Origin of the sequence: Streptomyces sp. NPDC096040 (assembly GCF_040303265.1) — a bacterium.
Classification (GTDB): Bacteria; Actinomycetota; Actinomycetes; order Streptomycetales; family Streptomycetaceae; genus Streptomyces.
Genome location: NZ_JBEOTA010000001.1, coordinates 290,110 through 316,836, shown reverse-complemented (window position 1 = coordinate 316,836; position 26,727 = coordinate 290,110). Strand labels below are relative to the sequence as shown.

General features: G+C 70.9%; 23 protein-coding genes and 2 pseudogenes. 11 read left to right on the top strand and 14 right to left on the bottom strand.

The features are described 5' to 3' along the window. Nucleotides 1–178 precede the first annotated feature (178 nt). Complete coding sequence (locus ABTY98_RS01430) at nucleotides 179–2,116, bottom strand: amylo-alpha-1,6-glucosidase (protein ID WP_352218800.1); 1,938 nt, start codon at nucleotides 2,114–2,116, stop codon at nucleotides 179–181. A 64-nt stretch (nucleotides 2,117–2,180) separates the two neighbouring features. Continuing rightward, nucleotides 2,181–3,596 (bottom strand): MGH1-like glycoside hydrolase domain-containing protein, encoded by a 1,416-nt coding sequence (locus ABTY98_RS01425; protein WP_352218799.1) that lies wholly within the window; start codon nucleotides 3,594–3,596, stop codon nucleotides 2,181–2,183. A 120-nt stretch (nucleotides 3,597–3,716) separates the two neighbouring features. Here ABTY98_RS01425 and ABTY98_RS01420 point away from each other — a divergent pair, with 120 nt between their 5' ends. Continuing rightward, nucleotides 3,717–4,940 (top strand): ROK family transcriptional regulator, encoded by a 1,224-nt coding sequence (locus ABTY98_RS01420; RefSeq protein WP_352218798.1) that lies wholly within the window; start codon nucleotides 3,717–3,719, stop codon nucleotides 4,938–4,940. Nucleotides 4,941–5,395: 455 nt separating this feature from the next. Beyond that, entirely contained in the window at nucleotides 5,396–8,116 is a 2,721-nt protein-coding gene (gene ppdK / locus ABTY98_RS01415; protein WP_352218797.1) for a pyruvate, phosphate dikinase, read from the top strand. A gap of 580 nt (nucleotides 8,117–8,696) precedes the next feature. On the opposite strand, the gene ABTY98_RS01410 is transcribed toward ppdK, so the two are convergent. Next, nucleotides 8,697–9,407, bottom strand: a complete 711-nt coding sequence (locus ABTY98_RS01410; RefSeq protein ID WP_352218796.1) for a rhomboid family intramembrane serine protease — start codon at nucleotides 9,405–9,407, stop codon at nucleotides 8,697–8,699. Between the two features lie 728 nt (nucleotides 9,408–10,135). Next, nucleotides 10,136–11,185 carry an Lrp/AsnC family transcriptional regulator gene (locus ABTY98_RS01405; protein WP_352218795.1) on the bottom strand — a complete coding sequence of 350 codons (1,050 nt, stop codon included), beginning with the start codon at nucleotides 11,183–11,185 and terminating at the stop codon, nucleotides 10,136–10,138. A 101-nt stretch (nucleotides 11,186–11,286) separates the two neighbouring features. On the opposite strand from ABTY98_RS01405, the gene ABTY98_RS01400 reads away from it, so the two are divergent. Further along, nucleotides 11,287–12,450, top strand: a complete 1,164-nt coding sequence (locus ABTY98_RS01400; protein WP_352218794.1) for an alpha-hydroxy-acid oxidizing protein — start codon at nucleotides 11,287–11,289, stop codon at nucleotides 12,448–12,450. A gap of 133 nt (nucleotides 12,451–12,583) precedes the next feature. Beyond that, nucleotides 12,584–13,177, top strand: a complete 594-nt coding sequence (locus tag ABTY98_RS01395; protein ID WP_352218793.1) for a YciI family protein — start codon at nucleotides 12,584–12,586, stop codon at nucleotides 13,175–13,177. A gap of 57 nt (nucleotides 13,178–13,234) precedes the next feature. On the opposite strand, the gene ABTY98_RS01390 is transcribed toward ABTY98_RS01395, so the two are convergent. Beyond that, nucleotides 13,235–14,167 (bottom strand): aminoglycoside phosphotransferase family protein, encoded by a 933-nt coding sequence (locus tag ABTY98_RS01390; RefSeq protein WP_352218792.1) that lies wholly within the window; start codon nucleotides 14,165–14,167, stop codon nucleotides 13,235–13,237. Between the two features lie 124 nt (nucleotides 14,168–14,291). On the opposite strand from ABTY98_RS01390, the gene ABTY98_RS01385 reads away from it, so the two are divergent. Further along, nucleotides 14,292–15,227 carry an oxidoreductase gene (locus ABTY98_RS01385; RefSeq protein ID WP_352218791.1) on the top strand — a complete coding sequence of 312 codons (936 nt, stop codon included), beginning with the start codon at nucleotides 14,292–14,294 and terminating at the stop codon, nucleotides 15,225–15,227. 31 nt (nucleotides 15,228–15,258) lie between these two features. On the opposite strand, the gene nirD is transcribed toward ABTY98_RS01385, so the two are convergent. From nirD to ABTY98_RS01355, 6 genes are all read right to left on the bottom strand, one after another. Continuing rightward, nucleotides 15,259–15,621, bottom strand: a complete 363-nt coding sequence (gene nirD / locus ABTY98_RS01380; protein ID WP_352218790.1) for a nitrite reductase small subunit NirD — start codon at nucleotides 15,619–15,621, stop codon at nucleotides 15,259–15,261. After that, nucleotides 15,618–18,227, bottom strand: a complete 2,610-nt coding sequence (gene nirB, locus ABTY98_RS01375) for a nitrite reductase large subunit NirB (RefSeq protein ID WP_352218789.1) — start codon at nucleotides 18,225–18,227, stop codon at nucleotides 15,618–15,620. The genes nirD and nirB overlap by 4 nt, the downstream gene beginning before the upstream one ends. Nucleotides 18,228–18,631: 404 nt before the next feature. Further along, entirely contained in the window at nucleotides 18,632–19,255 is a 624-nt protein-coding gene (locus ABTY98_RS01370; protein ID WP_352218788.1) for a class F sortase, read from the bottom strand. Between the two features lie 223 nt (nucleotides 19,256–19,478). Beyond that, nucleotides 19,479–20,000, bottom strand: a complete 522-nt coding sequence (locus tag ABTY98_RS01365) for a GVDTG sorting domain-containing protein (RefSeq protein WP_352218787.1) — start codon at nucleotides 19,998–20,000, stop codon at nucleotides 19,479–19,481. 671 nt (nucleotides 20,001–20,671) lie between these two features. Then, nucleotides 20,672–20,857, bottom strand: a complete 186-nt coding sequence (locus tag ABTY98_RS01360) for a DUF397 domain-containing protein (protein WP_352218786.1) — start codon at nucleotides 20,855–20,857, stop codon at nucleotides 20,672–20,674. A 2-nt stretch (nucleotides 20,858–20,859) separates the two neighbouring features. After that, on the bottom strand, nucleotides 20,860–21,300 hold the full coding sequence (locus ABTY98_RS01355) for a DUF5753 domain-containing protein (RefSeq protein WP_352218785.1): 441 nt from the start codon (nucleotides 21,298–21,300) through the stop codon (nucleotides 20,860–20,862). On the opposite strand from ABTY98_RS01355, the pseudogene ABTY98_RS01350 reads away from it, so the two are divergent. From ABTY98_RS01350 to ABTY98_RS01340, 3 genes and pseudogenes are all read left to right on the top strand, one after another. Continuing rightward, nucleotides 21,266–21,622: pseudogene (locus ABTY98_RS01350) on the top strand (ATP-binding protein); the annotation flags it as partial. The gene ABTY98_RS01355 and the pseudogene ABTY98_RS01350 overlap by 35 nt on opposite strands. Nucleotides 21,623–21,727: 105 nt before the next feature. Further along, complete coding sequence (locus ABTY98_RS01345; RefSeq protein WP_352218887.1) at nucleotides 21,728–21,976, top strand: hypothetical protein; 249 nt, start codon at nucleotides 21,728–21,730, stop codon at nucleotides 21,974–21,976. Next, on the top strand, nucleotides 21,973–22,215 hold the full coding sequence (locus ABTY98_RS01340) for a hypothetical protein (RefSeq protein ID WP_352218784.1): 243 nt from the start codon (nucleotides 21,973–21,975) through the stop codon (nucleotides 22,213–22,215). Before ABTY98_RS01345 ends, ABTY98_RS01340 begins: the two co-directional genes overlap by 4 nt. 32 nt (nucleotides 22,216–22,247) lie before the next feature. Here the strand turns inward: ABTY98_RS01340 and ABTY98_RS01335 are convergent, their stop codons facing one another. Both ABTY98_RS01335 and ABTY98_RS01330 read right to left on the bottom strand, forming a co-directional pair. After that, nucleotides 22,248–22,922, bottom strand: a complete 675-nt coding sequence (locus tag ABTY98_RS01335) for a YceI family protein (RefSeq protein WP_352218783.1) — start codon at nucleotides 22,920–22,922, stop codon at nucleotides 22,248–22,250. Nucleotides 22,923–23,185: 263 nt separating this feature from the next. Beyond that, nucleotides 23,186–24,829 carry a M4 family metallopeptidase gene (locus ABTY98_RS01330; RefSeq protein WP_352218782.1) on the bottom strand — a complete coding sequence of 548 codons (1,644 nt, stop codon included), beginning with the start codon at nucleotides 24,827–24,829 and terminating at the stop codon, nucleotides 23,186–23,188. Between the two features lie 137 nt (nucleotides 24,830–24,966). On the opposite strand from ABTY98_RS01330, the gene ABTY98_RS01325 reads away from it, so the two are divergent. From ABTY98_RS01325 to ABTY98_RS42225, 3 genes and pseudogenes are all read left to right on the top strand, one after another. Next, nucleotides 24,967–25,407 (top strand): gamma-glutamylcyclotransferase family protein, encoded by a 441-nt coding sequence (locus ABTY98_RS01325; protein ID WP_352218781.1) that lies wholly within the window; start codon nucleotides 24,967–24,969, stop codon nucleotides 25,405–25,407. Nucleotides 25,408–25,515: 108 nt separating this feature from the next. Beyond that, nucleotides 25,516–25,578 (top strand): annotated as a pseudogene (locus tag ABTY98_RS42230) (hypothetical protein); the annotation flags it as partial. Between the two features lie 56 nt (nucleotides 25,579–25,634). Then, on the top strand, nucleotides 25,635–25,940 hold the full coding sequence (locus ABTY98_RS42225; RefSeq protein WP_502994112.1) for a hypothetical protein: 306 nt from the start codon (nucleotides 25,635–25,637) through the stop codon (nucleotides 25,938–25,940). A 22-nt stretch (nucleotides 25,941–25,962) separates the two neighbouring features. Here ABTY98_RS42225 and ABTY98_RS01315 read toward each other — a convergent pair whose 3' ends face one another. Further along, nucleotides 25,963–26,661 carry a SanA/YdcF family protein gene (locus ABTY98_RS01315; RefSeq protein WP_352218780.1) on the bottom strand — a complete coding sequence of 233 codons (699 nt, stop codon included), beginning with the start codon at nucleotides 26,659–26,661 and terminating at the stop codon, nucleotides 25,963–25,965. Nucleotides 26,662–26,727 lie beyond the last annotated feature (66 nt).

Below are 26,727 nucleotides of genomic sequence, written 5' to 3'. Positions count from 1 at the left end.
GGGGAGGCCCCGGCCCGCCATCTTCCCGTACGGCTCACACAAGGCCCCTGTTCAGGGCTTTCGGCAAACAAGGGGCAAATACAGCGCGCCCCTGAGGGGCACGGGGCCCCAGCCGATGTGCGGCTCCGCCGCGCGGGCGCGCTCAGCCCCCACCGGCCCGCAGCGAACCTCCCACCTTCTACGCCCCGCCCACGGCGGTGAGCAGCGCCAACGGAGCCGCCGCCGAGCGGGACTCCCGCACACACGCATGCGGATAGGGCACCGGCTCCGGATGCGTGTCCCTCCCGTACCCGGCCAGCACCTCCGGCAGCCGATGCCCGCCGGCCGTCGCCGCGTCCACCAGCCCGTGTGCCACGGTTCGGGCCTCGTCGTGCAACCCGTACCGCGCCAGCCCCAACGCGATCAGCGCGTTGTCGTGCGGCCACACCGAACCCCGGTGGTACGACAACGGGTGGTACGCCGCCTGCCCCGCGGCCAGCGTCCGTACCCCCCAGCCCGAGAAGAAGTCCGGTTCCAGCAGCCGCCGCCCGACCTCCTCCCCGTACTCCTTGTCGAGCAGCCCGGACCACAGCAGATGCCCGGCGTCCGAGGCGAGCGCGTCGACCTGCCGGCCCTCTCCGTCCAGGGCGAGCGCGGGGAAGGCGGACTCGGTCATCCAGAAGTCCCGTTGGAACCGGTCCCGCAGATCGGCGGCGGCCTGTTCAAGGAGCGCCGCGTACTTCTCGTCGCTCCACACCGACCGCGCCACCCACGCCGTCCGGCGCAGCGCGTCGTAGGCGTATCCCTGCGCCCCCGCCGCCATCACGGTGCCCACCGGCCGGCTGCCGTCGGCGGAGCAGATCGCGCCGGGGGAGTCCTTCCAGTTCTGGTTGGCGAGGCCGCCCTTGTCGGCGCGGTAGACGAGATAGCCGCGTGAGGTCAGCCCGCCGTGGTCGAGCATCCAGCCGATGGCCGCGCGGGCGTTCGACTCGAGGCGCCGGGCCATGCCGGTGTCCCCGGTCTGCTCCACATACGCGCCCAGCAGGATCAGGAAGAGCGGGGTGGCGTCGACGGAGCCGTAGTAACGGCCGTACGGAACCTGCCCGAAGTGCGCCAGCTCCCCGTGCCGTACCTCGTGGACGATCTTCCCGGGCTGGGCCACGGAGTGCGCGCCGGTCTCGGTGGCCTGGGTGGCGGCGAGGGCCGGGAGGGTGGCGGCGGCCAGCCGGGGGCGGTAGGGGAGGGCGAAGAGGGAGGTGATGAGGGCGTCGCGGCCGAGGAGGGTGAGGAACCAGGGGGCGCCCGCGGCGGGGACCTTGAGCTCCTCGCCGTCCGGTCCGGTGGCCGGCACCTGGAGCGCGGCGAGGTCGGAGAGGCCGCGGGCGCAGGCCGCCGCCAGCTCGGGCCAGCCGGTCGGGAAGGCCACGCCCTCCACGAACTCCCCTTCCAGGGCGAGGAGCTGCTCGTTCAGCGCGGCCGGGTCGCGGGGCACGCGCAGCGCCCGCCGGTCACCGTGCGGGCGCCCGATCACCCGTACGACCAGCTCGGTGGTGCCGTGCGGTGGGAGTTCCAGCGTCCACACCATCCGCCGGGCGCCGGTCCCGGTCTCCTCGACGCCGTCCGGGGCCGGCTCGGCGGTGATCGTCGTACAGGACCGCCACTCGCCCCGGCGGTAGCTGAAGTCGAGTCCGTCGTCGAGGACCTGGCGGGAGCGTACGGCGCCGGACTTGGTGTAGGTGCGGTGGTCGGCGCGGAGTTCGAACTGGTCGGTGAAGTCGGCGTCGGCGGTGATCGCGAGGCGGACGGTGGTCGGCACCGGGCGGTTGCTGGTGACCCGCAGGGACTCGGCGAACGAGCCGTCGCCGACGGCCTGTTCACGGAAGATCGTGTGCGCGGGCGGTTCCCGGCGGCCGCCGCGCGGGACCAGGACACACCGGGTGCCGTCCCCGTCGGCCACCGGGGTGAGCACCTCGGGCAGCGCCCCGTCGACCGTCAGCTGCCAGCGGCTGAGGTGCCGGGCGTCCCGTACGAACAACCCGTCCGGGGAGCCGCCGCCCCGGACACCGCTGATGTCTCCGCGGTCGTCCACGGCGGCGAACGTCGCGCCGTGCACGAGCAGATGATGCCGGTCCGTCATCCCCGGTCCCCTCCTCTGTCCCTCAGGTCGAACGTGCGGTGTCTGCGGAAGACACTCCGTTTTGTCAGCTCTTGTCTGGTTCTTGACGTTTCCGGCGTTCGTCGTGCGGTACGTGCAGCCGGTGGTGCAGATCGAGCGCGAGCGCCGCCGTCCAGCTGAACCCGGTCGCGCCGCATGCCTCACCCGTGTACGGGTCGACGTACTCGGCGAACCCGGTCGCCTCGGCCGTCCGTACGACCGCCTCGCCCAGCGCGTCCGCCCGCTCCCGTTCGCCGTGCTCGCGCAGCCCCCGCTCCAGCAGCCAGCCGGTGTTGGCCCAGGCCGGGCCGCGCCAGTACCGGTGCGGGTCGAAGGCCTCGCCGAGCAGGTCGTAGCTGGGGACCAGATGCGTGCCGGTGCCGAAGTGCGGGCCGCTCAGCGTCCGGACCAGCGCGGCGGCGATCTCGCGCGGCAACTCCGGGAGGATCAGCGGGATCAGACCCGAGACGCCGCGTTCGGCAATCAGCCCGCCGCCCCGCAGGTCCCGGCAGAGGAAGATCTCCCGCTCCGGATCCCACAGCCGGTCCACCAGCGCCGCCGTCAGCCGCTCCGCTCGCGCGTGCCGTGCCGTACCCGTGGCCCCCAGTTCCTGGGCGATCCGCGCGAGGGCGTGCTCGGAGGCGATGAGCAGCGCGTTGAACGCCGGGTCCTCGACGGCGAACTCCCGCTGCCGGTCGGTGTATTCGGCGTCCCGGTAGTCCGTCGCCAGCCGCACGTACCGCCCGTAGTCCAGATCCGTCGGCCGGTCCTCGGCGGCCCCGTGGTCCAGGTCGGCCCGTTGGAAGGAGCGCGCCGGAGCGGGCGCGACCCGGGCCAGCGGGGCGTCCCAGCAGGGGCTGTTGTCCATACCCTGTTCCCAGGGGTGCACGACGGACGCGAGACCGCCGCCGCCGAGGTCCCGCCGGTGCAGCAGATAACGGTGCCAGGCGGCGAGCCGCGGGTGGACGGTGGCCAGGAAGCCGCGCGCCCGCGACAGGCCCGGGTCGGCCAGATGCACCAGCCAGGCCGCCAGCGCGTGCACCGGTGGCTGCACGATCCCGGAGGTCTGTACGGTGCGCGGGGCGCCCGCGGCGCGCCCCGCGGTCGAGGAGCGCCAGAAGTCGGGGCTCGGGAAGTACGCGTCGAGGGGCACGGAGGGGTTGAACACGATGTGCGGGATCCGCCCGTCGGCCCACTGGGCGGCCAGCAGCGTCTCCAGCTCCGTCTGGGCGCGCAGCGGCGACAGATGCCTCAGGCCGATCGCGATGAACGCCGAGTCCCACGACCACTGGTGCGGATACAGGCTCCTCGACGGCACGGTCGAACTGCCGGTCCAGTTGTCGGCGAGCACGCCTGCGGCCCTGACGTGCAGGAACCCTGGTCCGGTGGTGCGGGTGGACGGTGGATCGTATGCGATCTCGCGATCGAGCGCAGGGGCTGTGAGCTGGGCAGTGCGATCCACTCGGGGCTCCCCGAAGACGTCCGGCCGGCCGGGTTCGGCTGTGGCTACCGTAGGGTTACGTCTATTTAACACGCAAAACTCAATATGTAATGCAAGCTTGAGAAACACAAGGGGGTGCGCATGACCGGACGTCCCGGCAGAACCGGCAAGGGCGGCGGGCAGGCGAGCTCGGGCGAACTGCTGGAGCTGGTGCGCAGCGGACGGGCCGTGACCCGGGGCGCCCTCCAGCAGGCCACCGGACTCTCCCGTGCGACCGTCGGGCTGCGCCTGGACCGCCTGTTCCGCGCGGGCTGGCTGCGCGAGGGCGCGGGCGGCCCGGTCGACTCCCCGCTGGGCGGCCGTCCCTCCATCACCCTCGAATTCGACGACTCGCACGCGGTGGTCCTCGCCGCCGACCTGGAGACCCGTCACGCCCGGGCCGCCGTCCTCTCCCTGACCGGCGAGATCCTGGCCGAGCACTCCGGCACGCTGGTCGTCCAGGACGGTCCGGACGCCGTACTCACCGAACTCGGCCGCTGGTTCGCCGAGCTGCTGGAGAAGGCCGGCCACCGGGCGACGGAGGTGTGCGGGATCGGCCTCGCGGTACCGGGGCCCGTCGACACCGAGACCGGCCGGGTCGTCCAGCCGCCGATCATGCCCGGCTGGGACGGCTACGACATATGCGGCCGCATGGCCAGGGCGTTCACCGAGCACACGGGCGCACCGCCGAGGGTCCCGGTCCTGGTGGACAACGACGCGAACCTGATGGCGTACGGCGAGCAACGCACGGGATACCCCGGCTGCTCGGCGTTCGTGCTGGTCAAGGTCTCGACGGGGATCGGCGCCGGGGTCGTGGTCGACGGCTCGATCTACCGGGGCACCGACGGCGGCGCAGGGGACATCGGGCATATCCGGGTGGGCGCCAAGGCGCAGTGCCGCTGCGGTTCGTACGGCTGCCTCGCCGCCGTCGCGAGCGGCGGCGCCGTGGCCCGGCGGCTGGCGGAGGCCGGGGTTCCGGCGGCCTCCGGCTCAGATGTGCGCGATCTGCTCGCCTCGGGCCATCCGGAGGCGGCGGCACTGGCCCGGGAGGCCGGTCGCCGGGTCGGGGACGTACTGGCGACGGTCGTGACCCTGTTGAACCCGGGCGTGCTCATGATCGCGGGGGATCTGGCGGGCACGTCGTTCCTCACCGGCGTGCGGGAACTGCTGTACCAGCGGGCACTGCCCCGCTCCACCGCCCACCTGGACGTCGTGACCTCGCGGCTGGGGGACCGGGCGGGGGTGATCGGTGCCGGGGCGCTGGTCGTGGAGCATCTGTACGCGCCGGAGCGGGTGGAGGAGCGGTTGCTGGCGCTGGGGATGTGAGGCGGCTGCCGGCCGCTGCCGCTGCGGCTGAGATGACGCGGTTGTTTCCGTCCCCTTTCCGCGTCCGTTCCATGTCCGCATGGTGAAATCCCGGCGTCTGTGGCAGCGTGATTCTCGCCACCCTTGATAAGGGTTGCGCTCAGATGAGCGGATCATGAGCGACTGCACTTCTCCAAGGGGTGGCACTGGGTGCCACCCCTTGATCGTTCATCGATCGAAATCAGACATGCAGTCACTCCGCTCATCTGAGCGAAATAGTGCGACAGTGAGCGGCCTTGCGTTCAAGAAATGAAAACCTAGCCCGGTCTCTGCTTGCCAAGCTTTGACTTTCGATCCGGTGGCGGACGGTCGGTTACGGGCGCATGACACGCAAGCAGACGTACCCAGACGCCTTCGATCTGGGTATGTTCCTCGACGTCAGGGCAGCCGTCGCGTCCTCCAGGGAGTCGAGACCCGTGTCGGAAAACAAAGAACCCCACGTAGCGAAGTTCGTTTACGACTTCACCGAGGGAAACAAGGACCTCAAGGACCTCCTGGGTGGCAAGGGCGCCAACCTCGCCGAGATGACCAACCTCGGGCTCCCCGTTCCCCCGGGCTTCACGATCACGACGGAAGCCTGCAAGGTCTACCTCGACAGCGGCGAGGAGCCGGTGGCACTGCGTGACGAGGTGAGTGCGCACCTCGACGCGCTGGAGCAGCGGATGGGCAAGAAGCTCGGCCAGGCCGACAACCCCCTCCTGGTCTCGGTCCGCTCCGGCGCGAAGTTCTCCATGCCGGGCATGATGGACACGGTCCTGAACATCGGCCTCTCCGACAAGTCGGTCCAGGGCCTCGCCAAGCAGGCCGGCGACGACCGCTTCGCCTGGGACTCCTACCGCCGCCTCATCCAGATGTTCGGCAAGACCGTCCTCGGCGTCGACGGCGACCTCTTCGAGGAGGCCCTCGACGCGGCAAAGGACGCCAAGAAGGTCACCGTCGACACGGAACTGGAGGCGGCCGACCTCAAGAAGCTGGTCACCAAGTTCAAGAAGATCGTCAAGGCGGAGGCCGACCGGGACTTCCCGCAGGACCCGCGCGAGCAGATGGACCTCGCGATCCGCGCGGTCTTCGACTCCTGGAACACCGACCGCGCCAAGCTCTACCGCCGCCAGGAGCGCATCCCCGGCGACCTCGGCACCGCCGTCAACGTCTGCTCGATGGTCTTCGGCAACCTCGGCCCCGACTCCGGCACGGGCGTCGCCTTCACCCGCGACCCCGCCTCGGGCCACCAGGGTGTCTACGGCGACTACCTCCAGAACGCCCAGGGCGAGGACGTCGTTGCGGGCATCCGCAACACGGTCCCCCTGGCCGAGCTGGAGAACATCGACAAGAAGTCGTACGACCAGCTGATGCAGATCATGGAGACCCTGGAGAACCACTACAAGGACCTCTGCGACATCGAGTTCACCATCGAGCGCGGTCAGCTGTGGATGCTCCAGACGCGCGTCGGCAAGCGGACCGCGGGCGCCGCCTTCCGTATCGCGACCCAGCTGGTCGACCAGGGCCTGATCGACGAGACGGAGGCCCTGCAGCGGGTCACCGGCGCCCAGCTGGCCCAGCTGATGTTCCCCCGCTTCGACGAGCAGGCGAAGGCCCGGCAGGTCGGCCGGGGCATCGCGGCGTCGCCGGGCGCGGCGGTCGGCAAGGCGGTCTTCGACTCGTACACCGCGGTCAAGTGGTCCCGCTCCGGCGAGAAGGTCATCCTGGTCCGCCGCGAGACCAACCCCGACGACCTCGACGGCATGATCGCGGCGGAGGGCATCCTGACCTCCCGGGGCGGCAAGACCTCCCACGCGGCCGTGGTCGCCCGAGGCATGGGCAAGACCTGCGTGTGCGGCGCGGAGGAGCTGGAGGTCGACACCAAGCGCCGGCGGATGACGGTCCCCGGCGGCCAGGTGGTCGAGGAGGGCGACGTCATCTCCATCGACGGTTCCTCGGGCAAGGTCTACCTGGGCGAGGTCCCGGTCGTGCCCTCCCCGGTCGTCGAGTACTTCGAAGGCCGGATGCACGCGGGCGCCCAGGACGCCGGCGAACTCGTCGAGGCGGTCCACCGCATCATGGCCTTCGCGGACCGCAAGCGCCGGCTGCGCGTCCGTGCCAACGCCGACAACGCGGAGGACGCCCTGCGGGCCCGCCGCTTCGGCGCCCAGGGCATCGGCCTGTGCCGCACCGAGCACATGTTCCTCGGCGACCGCCGTGAGCTGGTGGAACGCCTGATCCTGGCGGACACGGAGGCAGAGCGCGAGGAGGCCCTCGGGGCCCTGCTCCCCCTCCAGAAGAAGGACTTCGTCGAACTCCTCTCCGCCATGGACGGCCTCCCGGTCACGGTCCGCCTTCTCGACCCGCCGCTGCACGAGTTCCTCCCGGACATCACGGAACTCTCGGTCCGGGTGGCCCTCGCCGAATCCCGCCAGGAGCCCCACGAGAACGAACTCCGCCTCCTCCAGGCGGTCCACCGCCTGCACGAGCAGAACCCCATGCTGGGTCTGCGGGGCGTACGCCTGGGCCTGGTGATCCCCGGCCTGTTCACCATGCAGGTCCGGGCGATCGCCGAGGCCGCGGCCGAACGCAAGAACGCCAAGGGCGACCCGCGCGCGGAGATCATGATCCCGCTGGTGGGCACGGTCCAGGAGCTGGAGATCGTCCGCGAGGAGGCCGACCAGGTCATCGCGGAGGTGGAGGCGGCGACGGGCACCAGCCTCAAGCTGTCGATCGGCACGATGATCGAACTCCCGCGCGCCGCCCTGACTGCGGGCCAGATCGCGGAGGCCGCGGAGTTCTTCTCCTTCGGCACCAACGACCTGACGCAGACCGTCTGGGGCTTCAGCCGGGACGACGTGGAGGCGAGCTTCTTCACGGCCTACCTGGAGAAGGGCATCTTCGGCGTATCCCCCTTCGAGACGATCGACAGGGACGGCGTCGGCTCCCTGGTGGCAGCGGCGGCACAGGCCGGCCGCGCCACCCGCCCGGACCTGAAACTGGGCGTCTGCGGCGAGCACGGCGGCGACCCGGAGTCCGTCCACTTCTTCCACGAGGTGGGCCTGGACTATGTCTCCTGCTCCCCGTTCCGTATCCCGGTGGCCCGCCTCGAGGCGGGCCGGGCGGCGACCCGGTCGGCGGGCAGCGACCACCGCTGAGGCCGTCACAGGCCTCCCGTGAACCCCGGGTCCGCCGTCCGTCCCCGACCCTCAAGACCGATGGACGGCGGCCCCGGCACGCAAGAGAGGGGCGGCATCCTGTGCGGGGGTGCCGCCCCTTGGTGCATCACCTGTGGAAACTCGCTGACCAGGCTGAATGGCGTTTACTGGCGTTGGTTGCCGTTGAACCCGCGTGAAGCCGTCGTGCCCTCGTCGTGCCCTCAGGGCACGGCTGGGGCCTGCGTGCTGCTGGCCACCGGCGCGGCACGGCGCCGGGCGCGGACCGCGGCAGCCGGAGCCCCAGTGAGGACCAGCAATTGACACCGCGACCGCTCGCGCCCCCGCACCGGCCGTGGTTCGCGCCCGGCCTCGCGGGGTCCGACCGGATTCGACCGGCCGAGCCGGGCCGTGGCGGCGTGCTCCAGGTGTCTCGTCAACTGCGAGCACTCACACCCTCTTCGCGAGTGCGCGAGCTGTTCCGGCAGGTCCCAGTTTTCCAACGTATGGATGGGGCAGGCGAGTTGGCCACCATCTGGATTCCGCTTTGCCTGGCGCCCCCGCTTGTTTCCAGGCTGACGTCTCAGAGCAGGCCGAGGTCGCCGAGTTCCTTGTAGAGGTCGGAGCGTGGCTGCGAGGCATCGCCGGTCACCGCTCGCGGGGTTCCCTCGCCGGTGCCGGTCCGCGGGCGCCGGTCCCGGAAGAGCCAGGCGCCCACCAGGCCCCCGAGCAGCCCGCCGAGGTGTCCGAGCCAGCTCACTCCCGGCGTGCCGGGCACGGCCACGGTGAGGAGGTAGGCGAAGGAGGCGCCCATGACGATGCCGATCAGCGTGTCGATCAGGTGCCGGTCGAAGAGCCCCCGCACGACGACGTAACCGAAGTACCCGAAGATCAGACCGCTGGCGCCGACCGTCGCCACATCGCCTTTCTCGAAGAACCACACCACGACGCCGCTGCTCAGCGCGATCAGCAGGGTCAGCCCGAGGAACCGCAGCACCCCCCGGTAGGCGGCGAGGAAACCGAAGACGAACAGTGGGCCGGAGTTGCTCTCGATGTGTGCCCAGCTCCAGTGCAGCAGCGGCGCGACCAGCATGTCGGGCAGCGTGCCGACGTCGCCGGAGACCACGGCGTAGTCCCGGGAAAGGGCGTAGTGGTCGGCGTAGTTGGCGAGCTGCACCAGCCAGACGACGGCGAGCAGCGCGAACATCACGAAGAACGCCTTCCGCGCCTCCGCGATCATCTCCTCGGGACTGACCGGCACCCCGCCGACCCGCTCCTTCTTCGGCGCACCCACGGCAGGCTCCCCCTCGAACGACTTCCACGTCCCCACCACGCCGCACTCTACGACAGCCCACCGCGCGACCGGCCCGGCACCGGTCGCCGCAGCTGCACCTCGAAGTTCGCTCAATTGTTCCCGCAGCGTACCTATTGATCTTCTAGAGTCCGCGAGCGACGGTCCGACCGGCCATTTCCAGCCACACGCATCCACGGGGGAACAAGTGCGCCTACTTGCGGGTCCAGTAGTTTTCGCCGGCGCCGTGGTCTCGGGGGCCCTGCTTGCGTTGACCGGCTGCACCAGTACGACGTCAACCGGCGATCGGGCAACGGCGAGTGAGACGCCGACCGAAACGGTTTCGTCCACGGCACCCTCCGCCGTCCCTTCCGCCACCGCGGACCCGCGCATTCCGCCCCAGCTCCCCGACGCGCAGAAAACGTTCATCACAACGGGGGGAAAGACCGGTCCGCACTCCTTCCCGGTGATCCCTGAGATTCGGCGGGGAAGCCTGGAGGTGGCGGTGATCTGCTCGGGTTCCGGGACAGTCCACGTCAAGGTCGGCTCTGTCCTGGGCTTCACCGTCGTGTGCGCCGACGGCGACCCTGGCGTGTACAACGAGATGGCTCTCCCGCACGGCCGCAAGAACGTTGCTGTGTCGGTCACTTCCCGGACAACCGGATCCTGGGGACTTTCGCTGGGATGGACCAAGACCGTGGACCCTCCCCATTAGCGGGGTACAGCTCGGCTCACACGCCCGGTTCCGCCCACAGGTCCGCCGGTACGACGCCGATGGAGCGGCCGTGGGTGTCCAGGAGGCGGCCGAGGAGTTTGTCCTGGCGGAGGGTGATGACGCGGTCGGCGATGTCCAGGGTCGGGTGGGCCGTGGCCAGTTGGGTCTCCAGGCGGGGGATGTCGGCGAGTGAGTGGAGGGTGGCCTGGAGGATGAGGTTCTGGGGGCCGCTGATCGCGCCGCAGTTGCGGGTTTCGGGGAGGCGTATGAGGGCTTGGCCGACGTGGGGGAGGTCGGCGGGCGGGACCTTGGCCCAGAAGGTCACGGTGACGGGCCAGCCGCCGAGGGGACGGGCGAAGTCGCAGCGGAAGCGGAGGAGTCCGTGGCGGGTGAGGTGTTCGATGCGGCGTTTGGCGGTGGAGAGGCTGACGCCGAGGTGCCGCGCCAGGGTCTGGTAGGAGACGCGGCCGTCGTGGGCGAGGTGGGTGACCAGGGCGCGGTCGATGGGAGTGGCCTCGGCAGTGGTGGTGGCGGAGGTGCGGGGTGGTGGCGGGGGTGCCAGTTGGGCACGTTGGGCGGGGGCGAGGGCCGCGATGCGCCAGTGGCCGCCCTCGGTGAACATGTGTGTGACGATCCGGGATCGTACGGCTGTGACACCGGGCAGGTGGGGGAGCCGGTCGAGGGCGTAGCGGGACAGGGCCGGCAGGTCGCGGGTGGCGACCGTGGTGAGGAGGTCGTGGCCGGTGGCCGTGCGTTCGATGGTGACCATGTGGGGGTGGGCGCAGAGGGCTTCGGCGACGTGGGCGGTGGTTCCCGGCGCGCAGTCGATCACGACGTACGCCACACAGATCTGTTCGAGGAGGCGTGGGCCGGGGGAGAAGCCCACCCAGGCGGTGCCCTGCTCGGAGAGGCGGTGGAAGCGGCGGGCCACGGTGACCGGGTCGACGTCCAGGGCGCGCCCGAGTTCGGTCCAGGAGGCGCGCGGGTGCAGTTGCAAGGCGTTGATCAGCGCCAGCTCGTCCTCGCTCAGGAGAGACGGGACAGCATCCTGCGTCAGGTCCCCCATTGCGCCAGAATCCTGCGTTTGAGGGCTTTGCCGCGTCACCCTCTCATTGTGGACCCGAGCGCCCGCACCCGGCGGGCGGGGGCGTGAAGGAGGTCTGGATCATGGCTTTCGCCGACTACCAGAACGAGATCTACCTCGACGGGCTGCGCGGGGTGATGCCGCGGTTCCCGATGACGTACGACGATCTGGAACCGTTGGCCCTGGCCGCGATGCCCGCCTCTCTGCGGTCGTATGTCGCGGGCGGCGCGGGCGACGAGCGGACCCAGCGGGCCAACGTCAGCGCGTTCGAGGGGTGGGGGCTGGTGCCGCGGATGATGGTGGGGGCCCGCGAGCGGGATCTGTCCGTCGAGCTGTTCGGGATGCGGCTGGCCGCGCCGCTGTTCATGGCACCGGTCGGGGTGATCGGGCTGTGCGCGCAGGACGGACACGGCGATCTCGCCGTCGCGCGTGCCGCCGCCCGTACCGGCGTACCGATGGTCGCCTCCACGCTGACGGTCGATCCGCTGGAGCAGGTCGCCGCCGAGTTCGGCGACACCCCCGGTTTCTTCCAGCTCTACACCCCCACCGACCTGGAGCTGGCCGAGAGCCTGGTGCATCGGGCCGAGAAGGCCGGGTTCAAGGGGATCGTGGTCACCCTGGACACCTGGATCACCGGTTGGCGGCCACGGGACCTGAGCACCAGCAACTTCCCGCAGCTGCGCGGTAGCTGCCTGGCCAACTACACCAGCGACCCCGTCTTCCGCTCCCTGCTCGGCGGGCGGAGTCCCGAGGACGACCCGCAGGGCACGGTCGCCCTGTGGGCGGGCATCTTCGGCAACCCGCTCACCTGGGACGACCTGCCCTGGCTGCGGTCGATCACCGATCTGCCGCTGATCCTCAAGGGCATCTGCCACCCCGAGGACGTCCGCCGGGCCAAGGACGGCGGCGTGGACGGTATCTACTGCTCCAACCACGGCGGCCGCCAGGCCAACGGCGGTCTGCCCGCCCTCGACGCGCTGCCCGGCGTGGTCGAGGCCGCCGACGGCCTGCCCGTCCTGTTCGACTCCGGGGTACGGACGGGAGCCGACGTCATCAAGGCCGTGTCCCTGGGCGCGACCGCCGTAGGCGTCGGCCGTCCTTGTGCATACGGTCTCGCGTACGGAGGTGAAGCCGGCCTCGTCCATGTGCTGCGGGCCCTGCTGGCCGAGGCCGACCTGATCATGGCCGTCGACGGATACCCGACGCTCGCCGATCTCACACCCGAGGCCCTGCGCCGCGTCGCCTGACTGCTGACCTTGGCTTGGGGGATCCGGTTCGCACACACCCCGTCGGCGTACGCCGCCCCCTTCGTGTGCGGACACTCGCGGGGAAGGGAATTGTGTTGGGACGCCGGCTCGCGTTGCGGAAGGGTGCCGTGCCATGGAGTTCTTCTGTTACCACCGTGACCGGGCCGGTTCGCCGGCGTTGCGCCAGGAGCTGGTGGAGGAGCACTGGTCCTACATGGACCGGTACGAGGCGGAGCTGATCGCCCGCGGACCGGCCTTCGGGGCCGACGGTGAGACGCCCACCGGCAGTGTGCACATCGTCGAACTGCCCGACCCGGCCGCTGCCCGCGCGTTCGCCTTCGACGAGCCCAACTACCAGGCCGGCGTGTACCGGGACGTGCTGCTTCGCCGGTGGCGGAACCTGCTGGGCCGCACCATGTGGGAGTTCCCCGGCGGCCGGGCCGGCGGCAACCGGTACCTGGTGCTCGGTCTGGGGCCGGTGCGGGCCGACGCCGGCGGCGACCCCGGCCTGCCGACCGGCACCGGCACCGGCCCCGGCCTGCCATCCGGCATCGACCGCGACGAGCTGATCGCCTTCGGCCCGCTGCTGTCCGACGACGCCACCAGCTGGCTGGGCACGGCGGCACTGGTCCGGGCCCCGGACCCGGACCGGGCACGGACCGTGCTGGCCCGGCACCGGTACGCGGAGACAGAGGTGCACGACTGGGAGTTCGGCGGACGACGGTGACGAGCGAGCCGAGCCGAGCCGAGCCGGGGCGAACCGAACCGAGACGCCGCCCTGTCCCTAAACGGCCAGCAACTCCGCCAGTTCGTCGACGAATTGTGTGAGGCGGTCCAGTCGGGCACCGCCGCGCGCGATACCGGAGCCGTGCCGGCGGCCCCAGAACGCCGCCTGCACGGCGTGGAACTGTGCCCAGCGCCGGACGCGTTCGCGGTCGAGTTCCGCCGCCTCGGCGAAGATGTCGAGGAGGCGGTGGACCGTCTTCGGCAGATCGTTCGCCCGCATGAGGGACAGGCCGCGGGAGTTGAGCAGCGTGCCGCCGTCGTACGCCGGGTCTCCCACCCAGCCCTTCGGGTCGACCGCCAGCCACGGTTCCCGGTCCGCCCGCAGGATGTTTCTCGCGTGCAGGTCGCCGTGGACGAGGGTGTCCGGCTGGTCGTGGCCCAGTTCGCGCGCCGTGGCGACGGCCGCGTCCACCACGCGGGGCGGGAGCGCGTGCGTCAGCTCCGCCGCGTCCCTGCGCAGCTCCGTCTCCCAGGTGCCGGCGTGGTCCCTCAGCCGGGGCAGCCCCGCCGGCGCCGGGACGGCCAGGCGGCGGTTCAGGCGGCCGGCGACGGTCACCACCGTCTCGTCGTCGGACTGGAGCGCCGCCAGCGTCGACATGTGGGCCCGCTCCAGGAGCAGGGCGAAACGGGCGTCGTCCCGCCGGTGCAGGAGGACCGCTCCCCGGCCCTCCCACGCCTCGAACGCGTCCGGCTCGTGGACGTTGCCCGGGTGCGGGAAGGACACCTTCAGGACGAGCCGCCCGCCGGTGGGCCGCTGCCGTACCGGGACGACCACTGCCACGCCCCCGTGCGTCACCTCGCCGTCGGGTACGCAGTCCCAACGCTCCAGCAGTTCCTCGACGAGCGCGGGGAGCCCGGCGATCCAGGACGCCCCGCGGTCACCCTCGCGGTCGATGGTGCCGCGCGCCAGCGCCTGCGGAATGCCGATCATTCCGGCACCCTACCCGCGCGTCGCCGAGCGGTTCGTACGGCGTGCGGCCGCGTCCGGTGTCCTGCCGTGCCCCGCCCCCGTAGGCTGGCCGCGACACAGACCCCCACCTGTGGAGGGCGCCCTCATGCGCAGCAGCGGCTGGAGCGGTGACGTCCCGGATCTCACCGGCCGCGTCGCCGTCGTCACCGGGGCCAACAGCGGGCTCGGGTACGTCACCGCGCGCGAGCTGGCCCGGAAGGGTGCCCGGGTCGTGCTCGCCTGCCGGAGCGAGGCGCGGGGACACGAGGCCGGGGACCGGATGGCCGCAGAAGTGCCCGACGCGCACATCGAGTTCGGACGGCTCGACCTCGCGGACCTGGCCTCGGTAAGGGACTTCGCCGACTCGTTCCCGTACGGCCGGCTCGATCTCCTCGTCAACAACGCCGGGGTGATGGCGCCGCCCTACGGGACCACCGCGGACGGGTTCGAGACGCAGTTCGGGGTCAATCATCTCGGGCACTTCGCCCTCACCGGGCTGCTCATGCCCGTTCTGCTGGGCACGCCCGCCGCCCGTGTCGTCACCGTCTCCAGCATGATGCACGTCCTCGCCAACATCGACATCGACGACCTCAACAGCGCCCGCCGTTACCGGCGCTGGGTCGCCTACGGCCGGTCCAAGACCGCCAACCTGCTCTTCGTCCACGAGCTGGCCCGGCGCGTCGACGCCCACGGCGGCGACCTCGTCGCGGCCGCCGCCCATCCCGGGTACGCGTCCACCAACCTGCAGACCGCCGGGCCCCGTGCCGAAGGACGGCGCGGGGCCGAGCGGGTGGCGGCGGCCGCGAACGTCGTCTTCGCGCAGTCCGCCGAGGCCGGGGCGCTGCCCACGCTGTACGCGGCCACCGCTCGCGGCGTACGGCCCGACTCCTTCACCGGGCCCGCGATCGCGATGTGGCGGGGCGCCCCGGCCCCCTCCTGGCGGGCACCCTGGACCCTCGACGACACCATGGCGCAACGCCTCTGGGACGCGTCGCAGCGGCTCACCGGGGTCTCTTACGAGGACGTCCTGAAGGAGCTGTAGGGGGCTCTGAGGAGGAGCGCCGACGTCTCCTTCAGGTGCTGCTCACGGCGGCCCGTACCGCGTAGACCGTCACCCGCACCCTCTCGTCGTCCAGGCACTGGCCGGTCACCAGGTCGAAGCGCTGCTTCAGCAGGGGCGAGGCGACGAACGGGCGGCCCCGGTGGGTGCCGGTCAGGCCGCGGGAGAGGACCGCCGCGCCGCCGAAGGGGTCGCGGTTGTCGATCGCGTACAGACGGTCCACGCGGTCGCGGAAGACGGCGACCTGCCGGCCGTCCGGCAGCAGCGCGGCCACCCCCCGGCCGGGGCTCAGCCGGCTCAGGTCGCAGACCGTGAACCAGCTGTCGCCCAACCGGAGTTGGACCTTCAGATCGGTGGTCTCGGGTGCCAGGGTCATCGCTGGGCGCTTCCTTCCAGAACGTCTTCGGCGGGGCGCATGCCGATCGACAGCAGCGGCAGGTCGGGCTTCATCTGGTCGCGTTCCGGCACGAAGCCGACGACCGGGTCGGGGGTGTCGGGGGCGTTGACGAAGGACACGAACCGGGAGAGCTTGTCGGGGTCGTTGACGGTCGACGCCCACTCGTCGGCGTAGTTGGCCACGTGCGCCGCCATCAGGGACTCCAGCTCCTCACAGATGCCGAGGGAGTCCTCGACGACCACGTCACGGACGTGGTCCAGGCCGCCCGGGATCCGCTCCAGCCAGGTCGACGTGCGCTCCAGGCGGTCCGCCGTACGGATGTAGAACATCAGGAAGCGGTCGATCAGGCGGACCAGTTCGGCGTCGGTCAGGTCCTGGGCGAGCAGATCCGCGTGGCGCGGAGTGGCGCCGCCGTTGCCGCCGACGTAGAGGTTCCAGCCGTTGGAGGTGGCGATGACGCCGAAGTCCTTCGACTGGGCCTCCGCACACTCGCGGGCACACCCGGAGACCGCCGACTTGAGCTTGTGGGGCGAACGCAGGCCCCGGTAGCGCAGCTCCAGGTCGATCGCCATCCGGACCGAGTCCTGGACGCCGTAACGGCACCAGGTCTGGCCGACGCAGGACTTCACCGTGCGCAGCGCCTTGCCGTACGCGTGCCCCGACTCAAAGCCCGCGTCCACCAACCGTGTCCAGATCAGCGGGAGTTGCTCCACCCGCGCGCCGAACATGTCGATCCGCTGACCGCCGGTGATCTTCGTGTAGAGACCGAAGTCACGGGCGATCTCACCGATCACGATCAGGCCCTCGGGGGTGATCTCACCGCCGGGGATACGCGGAACAACCGAATACGAGCCGTTCTTCTGGAGGTTGGCCAGGAAGTGGTCGTTGCTGTCCTGGAGTGCCGCCTGTTCGCCGTCCAGGACATAGCCGCTCGCGCCGATCGTCGGAGCGAGGGAGGCGATCACCGACGCCACCGCCGGCTTGCAGACCTCGCAGCCGTCGCCGCCCCGGGCGCCCTCCCGGCCGTAACGGTCGAGCAGCTCCCGGTAGGTGTTGATGCGCAGGGCGAGGACGATCTCGTACAGCTCCTCGCGGGTCTGCGCGAAGCAGCCGCACAGGCCCTTGTCGACCTCGACGCCGGACGCCTCCAGCTCGGCCGTGACCAGCTGGCCGAGGACCTTGACGCAACTGCCGCACCCGGTACCGGCCTTGGTGCACTTCTTCACCTCCGGCACGGTGGTGCAGGAGTGCTCGGTCACCGCGTCGCGGATCGTGCCCTTGCTGACGTTGTGGCAGGAACAGATGACCGCGTCGTCGGGGAGCGCGGACGGGCCGAGCTGAGCGCCGCCGCTCGCGCCGGCCGGCAGGACCAGGGACTCCGGGGAGAGGGGCGGGACCGAGCCGGTGAGGGCGCGCAGCGTGCCGTACGCGTCCGCGTCGCCGACCAGGATGCCGCCGAGCAGCGTGCCGTCCCGGCCGATGACCAGCTTCTTGTACAGGCCCGAGCGGGAGTCGGAGTAGACGACGTCCAGGCAGTCCTCGGTCGTGCCGTGCGCGTCGCCGAAGGACGCCACGTCCACGCCGAGCAGCTTGAGCTTGGTGGACAAGTCCGCGCCGGTGAAAGCGGATTCGTCGCTGGCGATGGTGGCCGCGGCCGTCGCCGCCTGCTCGTACCCCGGCGCCACCAGGCCGTACACCCGGCCGTCCGCCGCCAGCGCGCACTCGCCGATCGCGAAGACCCGGGGGTCGTCCACCGTACGGCACTGCTCGTCGACGGCGATGCCTCCGCGTTCCCCCACGGACAGACCGCAGTCCCGGGCGAGTTGGTCCCTCGGCCGTACCCCGGCGCTGAACACCACCATGTCGGTGGCGAGTTCGGACCCGTCGGACAGTTTCATACCGACGACGGCGCCCGCCTCGTCCGTCACGATCTCCTGGGTGCCCACGCCCGTGTGCACGCTCAGGCCCATCTCCTCGATGGTGCGCAGCAGGGCCGCCCCACCACCCGTGTCCACCTGCACCGGCATCAGCCGGGGTGCGAACTCCACGATGTGGGCGGTGAGTCCGAGCCCCTTGAGCGCGCCCGCCGCCTCAAGTCCGAGCAGACCGCCGCCGACCACGGCACCCACGGTCGCCCTCGACTTCGCGTACTCCTCGATCGCCAGCAGGTCCTCGATCGTGCGGTAGACGAAACAGCCCTCGGCGTCCTTGTTGGGGACCGGCGGCACGAACGGGTACGAGCCGGTGGCCAGCACGAGCGTGTCGTAACCGAAGACCCTGCCGGACCTGGCCGTCACCTTCCGCGCCGCGCGGTCGACCGTCTCCGCCGGGTCGCCGACGTACAGCTCGATGCCGTGGGCGTCGATGAACTCCATGTCCGTCACGGAGAGTTCCTCGGCGGACCTGCCCGCGAAGTACGAGGTGAGGGCGACCCGGTCGTACGCGGGACGCGGCTCCTCGCACAGCACGACCACGCGGTGCGTGGCGGTCAGGCCGCGCTCGGCCAGCGCTTCCAGGAAGCGCTGCCCGACCATCCCGTGGCCGACGAGCACGATCGTGGGGGTGGCCCCCGGGGCGGTGGTCATCAGGAGCCTCCATCGTCGGTGAACGTGCCCCGGGTGGCTCCGCCGACTGGTACGACGTCGGGGCCGGGGCGTGCCTCGACGCGGGCGCCGATCACCACCACACGCGTATTCGAGGTCATGCCCAGGAGCGTGCGCGGCGGACGTTACCCGGCCGCATCCCCCCTGTTTCCCGCACGGAACGCTGCCCTCTTCGGGGGCGGGGGTGGGGTGTGAGGGGTCTGGGGGCGAGACGGGCGGGGCTGTGAGGTGGGGAAACCCGGCGAGCGGGCGGCCCGCGCCGTCGGCCGGCGGGTGCCTGCCGGTCGCGCGGGGAGAGCGGTTGTGTACGGCGCTGGGCGGCCGTACGTCAGCGGCTGGTCCGCGACGGGGGCGCGGGCCGGCGCGGTTGTGCAGGCCGCCGCCGGTCAGCGGCTTCCGGTCAGGTGGGCGAAGACGACGACGTTCCCCTGGTAGCCGGTGGCCCGGGAATAGCCGCCGCCGCAGGTGATGACTCTGAGTTCGGGGCGTTGCGCGGCTCCGTAGACCTTCTCGTCGGGGAAGTTCCGGGCCTGGTACACCTCCACCGCGTCGACCGTGAAGACGGCGACGGCCTTGTCCTGCCGGTCCACCTCGATGGTCGCGCCGCGCTTGAGGGCGCCGAGGTCGTAGAAGACGGCGGGCCCCTCGGTGTTGTCCACATGGCCGGCGACGATCGCGGTGCCCGTCTCTCCGGGTGCGGTGCCCGACTCGTACCAGCCGGCGAGGTTCTTGTTGCCGGCGGGCGGGACGTCGAGGCTGCCGGAGGGGGTGAGGGCGAGGCCCATGAGGGGGGCGTTCACATGGATGGCGGGGATGCGGATGCGGGTGGGCGGGGATGGCGGCAGCGCCGGCGCTTCGAGGCGTTCCTCGCCGGGGTCGGGGCGGCCCTCGGCGGCGGACGGCTGGGGTGGCGCGGTGTGCGGGCCGGAGCCGGGGCCGAGGAGCCAGACGCCTGAGCCGAGGGCAAGGACGGTTACGGCGGCTATCGCGGTGTCCCCGATCTTGCGCATGCGAACCCCTTTTTCGGAGGTTAGAGCTTCTAACGCGGGGGTGAGGGGTTAGCGGGAGCGCCCCGGTGTAGCGGGGGCGCCGCCTCTAACAAAAGTGAGAGGCTTCCCGAAGGTGACAGCCTCTAACGAACCTGACCCCCTACCCCCTCCGGGCCGCGAGGGGCGTCGGACCCGGAGGGGGTGGGATGTGCGGTACCGGCGGACGGACAGCGGAGGGTGTCCGTCAGATCCCGTCGCCTCTCGCCCGGCGATGCAGGAGCCAGGTACCGCCCGCGGCGGCAACGGCCAGAGCCGTCACACCCGCCGCGGTCTGCACGGGGTCGGTGCCCAGGGCACCACCGACCCCCGTCTTCACACTGCCGTGGGGCTGCACCTGCCCACCGGCCGGTGTCAGTGCCACCGTCAGGTCACCGGTCACCTGCCGGTTCCCCTCGGCGCACTTCGCGACGATCTCGTACGTCCCCGGCTGCGCGCTGGGCGGCACCTGGAACTGGCCGATCGCCTCGCCCTCATGGGCACTGGGCGCGAGCGTGAACGTCCCGGCGCCCACCGAACTGGCGTCGCCGAGCGCGGACGACTTCTCCCCGCAGGCAGCCGTGTTCACCGAGACCTGGGCGCCCGGCGCCGTGGTCGACGGGTAGACGTCCAGGCTGCCGGTACTGCCGCCGTACGCCGGCGCGGCGGCGAGCCCGGCCGCGGCCACGGCGAGCGCGGCCCCGGTCAGCGGACGGACAGTGCGTCGCATGGTGCTCCCTCGTCGGACTCGTCCCACTCCCTTGCTCTACCGAGGAAAGAGCCAACGGGCCGGGCCCGCTCCCCGAGATTTCGTCGGGTGTGGGATGAACGGGTGTCATGGAGGGGGCTCGGGGTGCCGGTTGCGGGGGAGTTCCGGCAGGTCAAGGGGGTCGCGAAGGGTCCGGTATGAAAAACACACGAATGGTGGGTCCGAGATGGGTGAACGGGTGAGGGGGCCGTCGGGCCGCCCTCGCTCAGAGCCGAGGAGCCCTCGGGCCGGGCAGCGCCTGCCCCTCAGGGGATGCGTCCAGCTGCCAGGCTGCCGGCAATCCTCGTGTGTCATGGGCTGTCGGTGGCGATGTCAGGGGAGCAACCCACACACCCGCGGGCCGCGCCGGGGCAACGGCAGCCCGGCTACGTCCTCGCCGTCGCCTGCGATCACCAGAGCACCGCGCGTGCAGGCGGCGCAGGCGGAATTCGCGCCGACGCACCGGTCAAGAGGTTCCCGAAAGGGACCTGGCCGACATCGCCGGCGAGGCCCCGGCCACCGTCGCCTGCTCGATCGCCCTATCCGCCCTGCCGGGGAACTCGCCTTCTGCCGCTGCCATTCGGCGGTCCCGGGGTCGCAGTCACGGCTTCCGATCCGAAGCTCCTGAGCAATTACGTTCACCGAGGCCGGAGCTACAGCCTGCCTTCCTGGAGGGCTGTCCGGAAGGATGCCCAGGTGGTTGGGGCGAGGTGGAGGGAGGGGCCGGCGGGGCGTTTGGAGTCTCGTATGGCGACGGTTGTCGGGACGTTGGTGGCTATCTCGACGCATTCGGCCGCGTCGTCGCTGTAGCTGGACTTGCGGTAATCGAGTTCGGCCACGGTTACAACTCCTTGCGCAGCTTGCGGAGGAAGGACACCGACTCCCGCTCGTCCAGCGAGCATTCGGTGATCTTCTCGAACAGTTCGTCGTAGGCAGCTGCGCCCTGCCCGCCCTCGACCCAGCGCTGGGCGAAGGGGGCCTCTACGTAGACGACGTCCATAGCTCCTGGCGCGGCGAACGAGATGACGTTGAACGAGCCGTTGAGGCCCGAGTGTGTACCGTCGGTGAAAGGGAAGACCCGCAGGTCGACATTGGGTAGGTCGGCCGCCTTCACCAGTTCGTCGAGCTGGCCTTCGGCCGTCGCGGAGCCGCCGGGGAAGTTGCGGAGAACCGCCTCGTAGATCGTCACGCGCAGTGACAGTGGCGGGTCGTCGTAAAGGCGCCGCTGTCGGGCGAGACGAGCCTCGATGAACTTGTCGTCCGGCTCGGGGCTCTTGGTCACTGTGGCCGCAGGGCTCCGCCTCAGTGCCCGTACGTACTCCGGTCGGGCGCACCGCCTCGTCACCGACTGGGGGCACCCGGAGCTGGCCTCCGACACCGCCCTGCTCGTCTCCGAGCTGGGCGGCAACGCCGTACTGCACGGTTGTCTGCGTGACCGGCTCTTCCGAGTCGAACTCACCCTCACCGAAGGTGCCTTACGCGTGGTCGTCTCAGACCCGAAAGGGGAGTTGCTGCCGAGCCCGCGCGATCCGTCGCAGGACGAGATGTTCGGTCGCGGGCTGCTCATCTTGTGCGAGATCGCCGACCGATGGGGCGTCGAAGAGCTCACCGTCGGGAAGTCCGTGTGGTGCGAGCTCGATCTCGCGCGGCCGGCAGTTCTCGCCGATCACGGTGGCGGCAGCGCACCCCCGACCCGGAGGAGGACGACCATGGCCGAACCGTTGAAGACCTTCGTCAACGGCGTCGAGGTCGAGGTTCCCAACAGCATCCCCGACATCCGCGCGGCCCTCCCCGAGAAGCGCCGCGAAGAGTTCGACCGGGCCATCGGCGAAGCCGGTGTGCAGGACATCCACGCGGTCATGCGGCACTGGATGCTCGAAGCCGCTCCCGACCCGGAGGCGGAGACGTTGCTTCAGCGCCTGGCGGCGGACGAGTCCGAGAGGCGGGGCGTCGCTTGACCTACCGCATCGCTTACGCCCCGCCCGCCGACGACACCCTGGCCAAGACGCGCGATGCCCATGCGTTCAGGGAAGCGATGGCGGCGACCGTCGGACGAGATCCGGACGGGCACGGATCGACCGGCGTCAGGGGCGAGCGCGACCGCCGCGAGGCAACGGTCCTCGGTGCCATCGTGCTCTACTACGTCTCCGGATCCATCCTGACCGTGACCGTGGTCAGGCTCGTTCCGTCGCTTTGAACGGCTCCTGGCCCTGATGGCACAGCTGCAGCTCAGCCCCCCTCCGGCACCATCCGGATCGCCGCGATGTCGAACTGCAGCCGCACCGTCTCGCTCACCATCGCGCCGCCCTCCGCCAGCCGGCTGTTGTACGACAGGCCCCAGTCCATGCGGTTGATGGTGGTCGTGCCGTCGAAGCCCACCCGCTGGTAGCCGAAGGGGTCCGTGACGTTGCCTATGTAGGTGAGTTCAAGGTCGACCGGGCGGGTCGCGTTCTTGATGGTCAGGTCGCCGGTCATGACGTAGACGTCGGGGGACTTGAGGCGGACCGCCGTGCTGGCGAAGCGCATGCGTGGGTACGTCGCCGCGTCCAGGAAGTCGCGGCCCACCAGGTGGGCGTCACGCTGCTCCACTCCCGTGTCGACGCTGCCCGTGGACAGGATGAGCTCCGCCTGGGAGCGGGACGGGTCGCGGCCGTCGAAGTAGAGGCGGCTCTTGTACTCGGTGAAGGCCCCGCGGACCGTCGTCACCATCGCGTGCCGGACCGAGAAACCGATTCTGCTGTGGGCCGGGTCGATGGTCCATTCGCCGGTGAGGGCGGCGAGGGCGGGGTCCAGCAGGACGGGGGCGGAGGTGGGGGAGGAGGCAGCCGGGGTGACCGTGGGGCGCGGCGGAGCCGTGGGGGCGGCTGCGCGGCGGGACGTGAGGGGACGGCTGAACAAGTTCATGATTTATCTAGTTAGTGCACAACAAGAATTGCCGCAAGTACCTGGCCGGTCAACGGAGTTCGATTATTCAGCGAGTCGTCACCGAAACTGCACAACCTCCCCATGGAGTCCCCCCAGAAGTGGTTCGGGCATTCCTGGATTCCACGTGCTCCTTAATTCCGTATGTTCCTTGAATCGCGCTGTTCCCTTTTGTCTGGGCCGTATGTGACGGCCGCCCCCGTTCGTTCGCCGGGGCGGCCGTCGTCACCCGCCGGATCGACGGGTCAGTTCACGTTCACCGCGCTCCACGCCGCGGCCACCGCGTTGTACTCGGTGCTGCCCGCCCCGTACAGGTCCTTCGCCGCGTTCAGGGTCGCCGTCCGCGCGCCCGCGTAGTTCGTCGAGGACGTCATGTAGACCGTGAGGGCGCGGTACCAGATGGCCCCCAGCTTGTCCCTCCCGATCCCGGTCACTGTCGAGCCGTCGTACGTCGGCGAGTTGTAGCTCACGCCGTTGATGGTCTTCGCGCCGCTGCCCTCCGCGAGGAGATACGCGAAATGGTTCGCGACTCCGGAGGAGTAGTGGACGTCCAGATTTCCGACCGACGAGCTCCAGTAGTCCGCCGAACTGCCGTCCTTCGACGGCTGGTCCATGAAGCGCAGCGCCGCCCTGCCGAAGCCGGAACGGACGATCTTCTCGCCGATCAGGTAGTCGCCCGGGTCGGAGGAGTTGTTCGCGTACCACTCCACCAGTGTGCCGAGGATGTCGGAGGTCGCCTCGTTCAGGCCGCCGGACTCGCCCGAGTACGTCAGTGCCGCGGTCTTGGCGGTGACGCCGTGGGTCATCTCGTGGCCGGCCACGTCCAGCGCCACCAGCGGGCCGAGGGTGGTCCCGTCACCGTCGCCGTACGTCATGCAGAAGCAACTGTCGTCCCAGAAGGCGTTGTTGTAGTTGCTGCCGTAGTGGACACGGTTGTACGAGCCCTTGCCGTCGCCCGCGATGCCGTTGCGGCCGTGGACGTTCTTGTAGTAGTCCCAGGTCTCGTTGGTGCCGTACTGGGCGTCGACGGCCGCCGAGGAACGGTCCGAAGCCGCCCCTGCGCCCCAGTGGTTGTCCGTGTCCGTGAACACCGTCGACGGCGCGCGGCTGATGCAGATGCCGAAGACGCAAAGGTCCGTCTTGTTGGCCGCGTCGCCCGTGTACGTGTTGCCGCGTGTCGGGTCCGTGAGGTTGTACGTCGATCCGGAGAGCGTCGTCTCCAGCGGAACCGTGCCGCTGTACAGCGAGCTGCCGTCGCCCGTCGCCGTCTCGATGCTGTCCCAGGCGTCGATCTGGGCGCCGGTGCGGGCGTCCGTCAGCACCGTGCGGGCGACCGGGTTGCCGAGCGAGTCCTTGCCGACCGCGTTGGTGCGCCAGGCCAGCTTCGGGGTGCCGTGCAGGGCGTCGACGACCAGCTCCGGCCTGGCCTGCACCTGCTTCAGCGCATCGCCGAGGTTCGCCGCCCGCAGCGCGTTCACCGCGAGGTCGGCGGCCTTCGGGGCGGATATGTCCGGGACGATCGAGGCGAGGGATATCGCGCTCCGGGTAGCCCGGTCGGCGCTGCGGTAGGTGCCGTCCTGCTTGAGATGGACGACGAAGTCGCCGCCCAGTACCGGGAGTCGGCGGTAGGTGCGGTCGTAACGGACGTGCTGGGTGCCGTTCTTGTCGACGATCACGTCCCGGACCTCGGTGTTCTCGGTGGCGGTGAGTCCGAGGGTGCCGGCGTACCGGACGAGCGCCTGCGCCGCGTTCTCGATCGCGGTGGCCCGGGTCGGTCCGGCGTCGGCGTGGGCGGCGGGGGAGAGGGCGGCGGCCAGCAGGGTCGCGGTGGTGGCGGCGACGCCGGCCGTGGCGAGACGGGAAACTCGGGCGTTCCGTGTCCGGCTCATCGATCTCCTTGAGAAGCGCCTCTGAGGCGTGGGGTGGCGCTGATGACGACAGCGATTTAAGAGGCCATGACAAGTCCATGTCCATAGCGCCTCCATGGAGATGTGTGTGGGGGTGGAGGGGGTGGAGAATCCTTCCTGTGACCGCCCGGAACCCCCACCACCTCCCGTTCTTCGTCTACGGCACGCTCCGCCCCGGCGAGATCAACCACGACCTGTTCCTGCGGGGGCGGACCGCGTCCGAGGAACCCGGGCGCCTCCTGGACGCGGTGCTCTACGACGGGCCCGGCTACCCCTACGCCGTCGAGGAGCCCGGCGGGGAACTGAGCGGCGAACTGGTCACCGCCCGCCCGGAGGCGTACGACCGACTCCTCGTGGAACTGGACGAGTTGGAGGAGTGCGTGCCGGGGGACCCGCGCAGTCTGTATGTGCGCGTGCGGCGGGACGTCGTACGACGGCGGGACGGGGCCGGCGTCCGGGCCTGGGTGTACCTCGCGGGGGACGTGGTGGCCGACGAACTGCGTGCGGAAGGCCGTCGTATCGAGGGCGGTGACTGGCGGGCCCGCGGGCTGCCCGGCTGACCGGCGCGGCGCAGGGCGTGCCGGCAGGGGTGCCGGCGACCTCGCTGGGCGCGGCAGAGCGCCTTCTTCGACTGCTGCGGTTCGACCGAGACGATCACCGTCCACACCATGGGCCGCCACGATCCGGCCGCCGGGCGACCGGCCGTCGGCCGCCCCGTCCCCAACACCACGGTGTACGTCCTCGACGCCGACCGCCGGCCGCTGCCCGTCGGCGAGACCGGCGAGGTGTGGCGGGCGGCGACTGCGTCCCGGCGGGGCGCCTCGGCGACGCGCGGCCGAACGCCGGGCGTTACGCACCCGACCCTTTCCTCGGCGAGAGCCGCGCCATGGTCCGTACCGGCGCGCTCGGCCGCTGGACCCCCGACGGCGGTCTCGAACACCTCGGCGGCGCGGACGACGAACGGGTCGAGACCCGCGCGTTCCGTCCGCGCACCGGCGGCGGCCGACCACGCCACCCGGCTACGGCCTCGGCCTCGGTCACAGTCGCGACCGCGACCGCCGCCACGTACGCCGATACCACCCCACGCTCCTGACGGCCTCGCCGACCTGACCGGCCTAACCGGTCTGACGGGCCTGGCGAGCTGCCGCGGCCAGCGCCTCCGACACCCCCGGTTCCTTCTTTCCGAGGAACTGGGGGTTGGGCTCGAAGACCACGTCAAGGGCCGCCTTTCCCGCCGCCAGGACCTCCCGCGTCCCGCCGTAGTACCAGGTCGCGTCGTGCTTGGCGTCGACGCCCACCCCGTACGACTTCACCCCCGCCGCCTCGCACAGCGCCACCGCGCGCCGGATGTGGAAGCCCTGGCTGATCAGTACGGCCCGGTCAACGCCGAAGATCTTCTTCGCGCGGACGCAGGAGTCCCAGGTGTCGAAGCCGGCGTAGTCGCTGACGATGCGCTTGTCCGGTACCCCGTGCCCGGTCAGGTAGGTGCGCATGGCGTCCGGCTCGTCGTAGTCCTTCCTGCTGTTGTCCCCGGTCACGAGGACGACCTTGACGCGACCCTCCCGGTACAGCTTCGCCGCGGCGTCCAGGCGGTGGGCGAGGTACGGCGACGGTTCGCCGTCCCACAGGCCCGCGCCGAAGACGACCGCGACGTCGGTGCGCGGTACGTCCGCCATCGTGTGCAGCCGGTCGGCCGTGGACACGTACAGCCAGGTGGCCGGCAGCAGCGCCAGCACGCAGCAGGCCATCACGCCCTGCACCAGGCGCCGTCTGCCGGTGCGGGTACGCGGCAGACGCGGTCGGCGGATCTTCATACGGTTGTTCCCCCTGATCTCCCCCTGCCGGCTTCGACCTTGGAGGACGCAGACCAGGGCGTTCCG

What these genes read in the sequence shown, in the direction of transcription:
- ABTY98_RS01430 (WP_352218800.1), bottom strand. Translation starts at nt 2,116, where the DNA reads ATGACGGACCGGCATCATCTGCTCGTGCACGGCGCGACGTTCGCCGCC.
- ABTY98_RS01420 (WP_352218798.1), top strand. Translation starts at nt 3,717, where the DNA reads ATGACCGGACGTCCCGGCAGAACCGGCAAGGGCGGCGGGCAGGCGAGC.
- ABTY98_RS01405 (WP_352218795.1), bottom strand. Translation starts at nt 11,185, where the DNA reads ATGGGGGACCTGACGCAGGATGCTGTCCCGTCTCTCCTGAGCGAGGAC.
- ABTY98_RS01400 (WP_352218794.1), top strand. Translation starts at nt 11,287, where the DNA reads ATGGCTTTCGCCGACTACCAGAACGAGATCTACCTCGACGGGCTGCGC.
- ABTY98_RS01395 (WP_352218793.1), top strand. Translation starts at nt 12,584, where the DNA reads ATGGAGTTCTTCTGTTACCACCGTGACCGGGCCGGTTCGCCGGCGTTG.
- ABTY98_RS01390 (WP_352218792.1), bottom strand. Translation starts at nt 14,167, where the DNA reads ATGATCGGCATTCCGCAGGCGCTGGCGCGCGGCACCATCGACCGCGAG.
- ABTY98_RS01385 (WP_352218791.1), top strand. Translation starts at nt 14,292, where the DNA reads ATGCGCAGCAGCGGCTGGAGCGGTGACGTCCCGGATCTCACCGGCCGC.
- nirD (WP_352218790.1), bottom strand. Translation starts at nt 15,621, where the DNA reads ATGACCCTGGCACCCGAGACCACCGATCTGAAGGTCCAACTCCGGTTG.
- nirB (WP_352218789.1), bottom strand. Translation starts at nt 18,227, where the DNA reads ATGACCACCGCCCCGGGGGCCACCCCCACGATCGTGCTCGTCGGCCAC.
- ABTY98_RS01370 (WP_352218788.1), bottom strand. Translation starts at nt 19,255, where the DNA reads ATGCGCAAGATCGGGGACACCGCGATAGCCGCCGTAACCGTCCTTGCC.
- ABTY98_RS01365 (WP_352218787.1), bottom strand. Translation starts at nt 20,000, where the DNA reads ATGCGACGCACTGTCCGTCCGCTGACCGGGGCCGCGCTCGCCGTGGCC.
- ABTY98_RS01345 (WP_352218887.1), top strand. Translation starts at nt 21,728, where the DNA reads ATGGCCGAACCGTTGAAGACCTTCGTCAACGGCGTCGAGGTCGAGGTT.
- ABTY98_RS01335 (WP_352218783.1), bottom strand. Translation starts at nt 22,922, where the DNA reads ATGAACTTGTTCAGCCGTCCCCTCACGTCCCGCCGCGCAGCCGCCCCC.
- ABTY98_RS01330 (WP_352218782.1), bottom strand. Translation starts at nt 24,829, where the DNA reads ATGAGCCGGACACGGAACGCCCGAGTTTCCCGTCTCGCCACGGCCGGC.
- ABTY98_RS01315 (WP_352218780.1), bottom strand. Translation starts at nt 26,661, where the DNA reads ATGAAGATCCGCCGACCGCGTCTGCCGCGTACCCGCACCGGCAGACGG.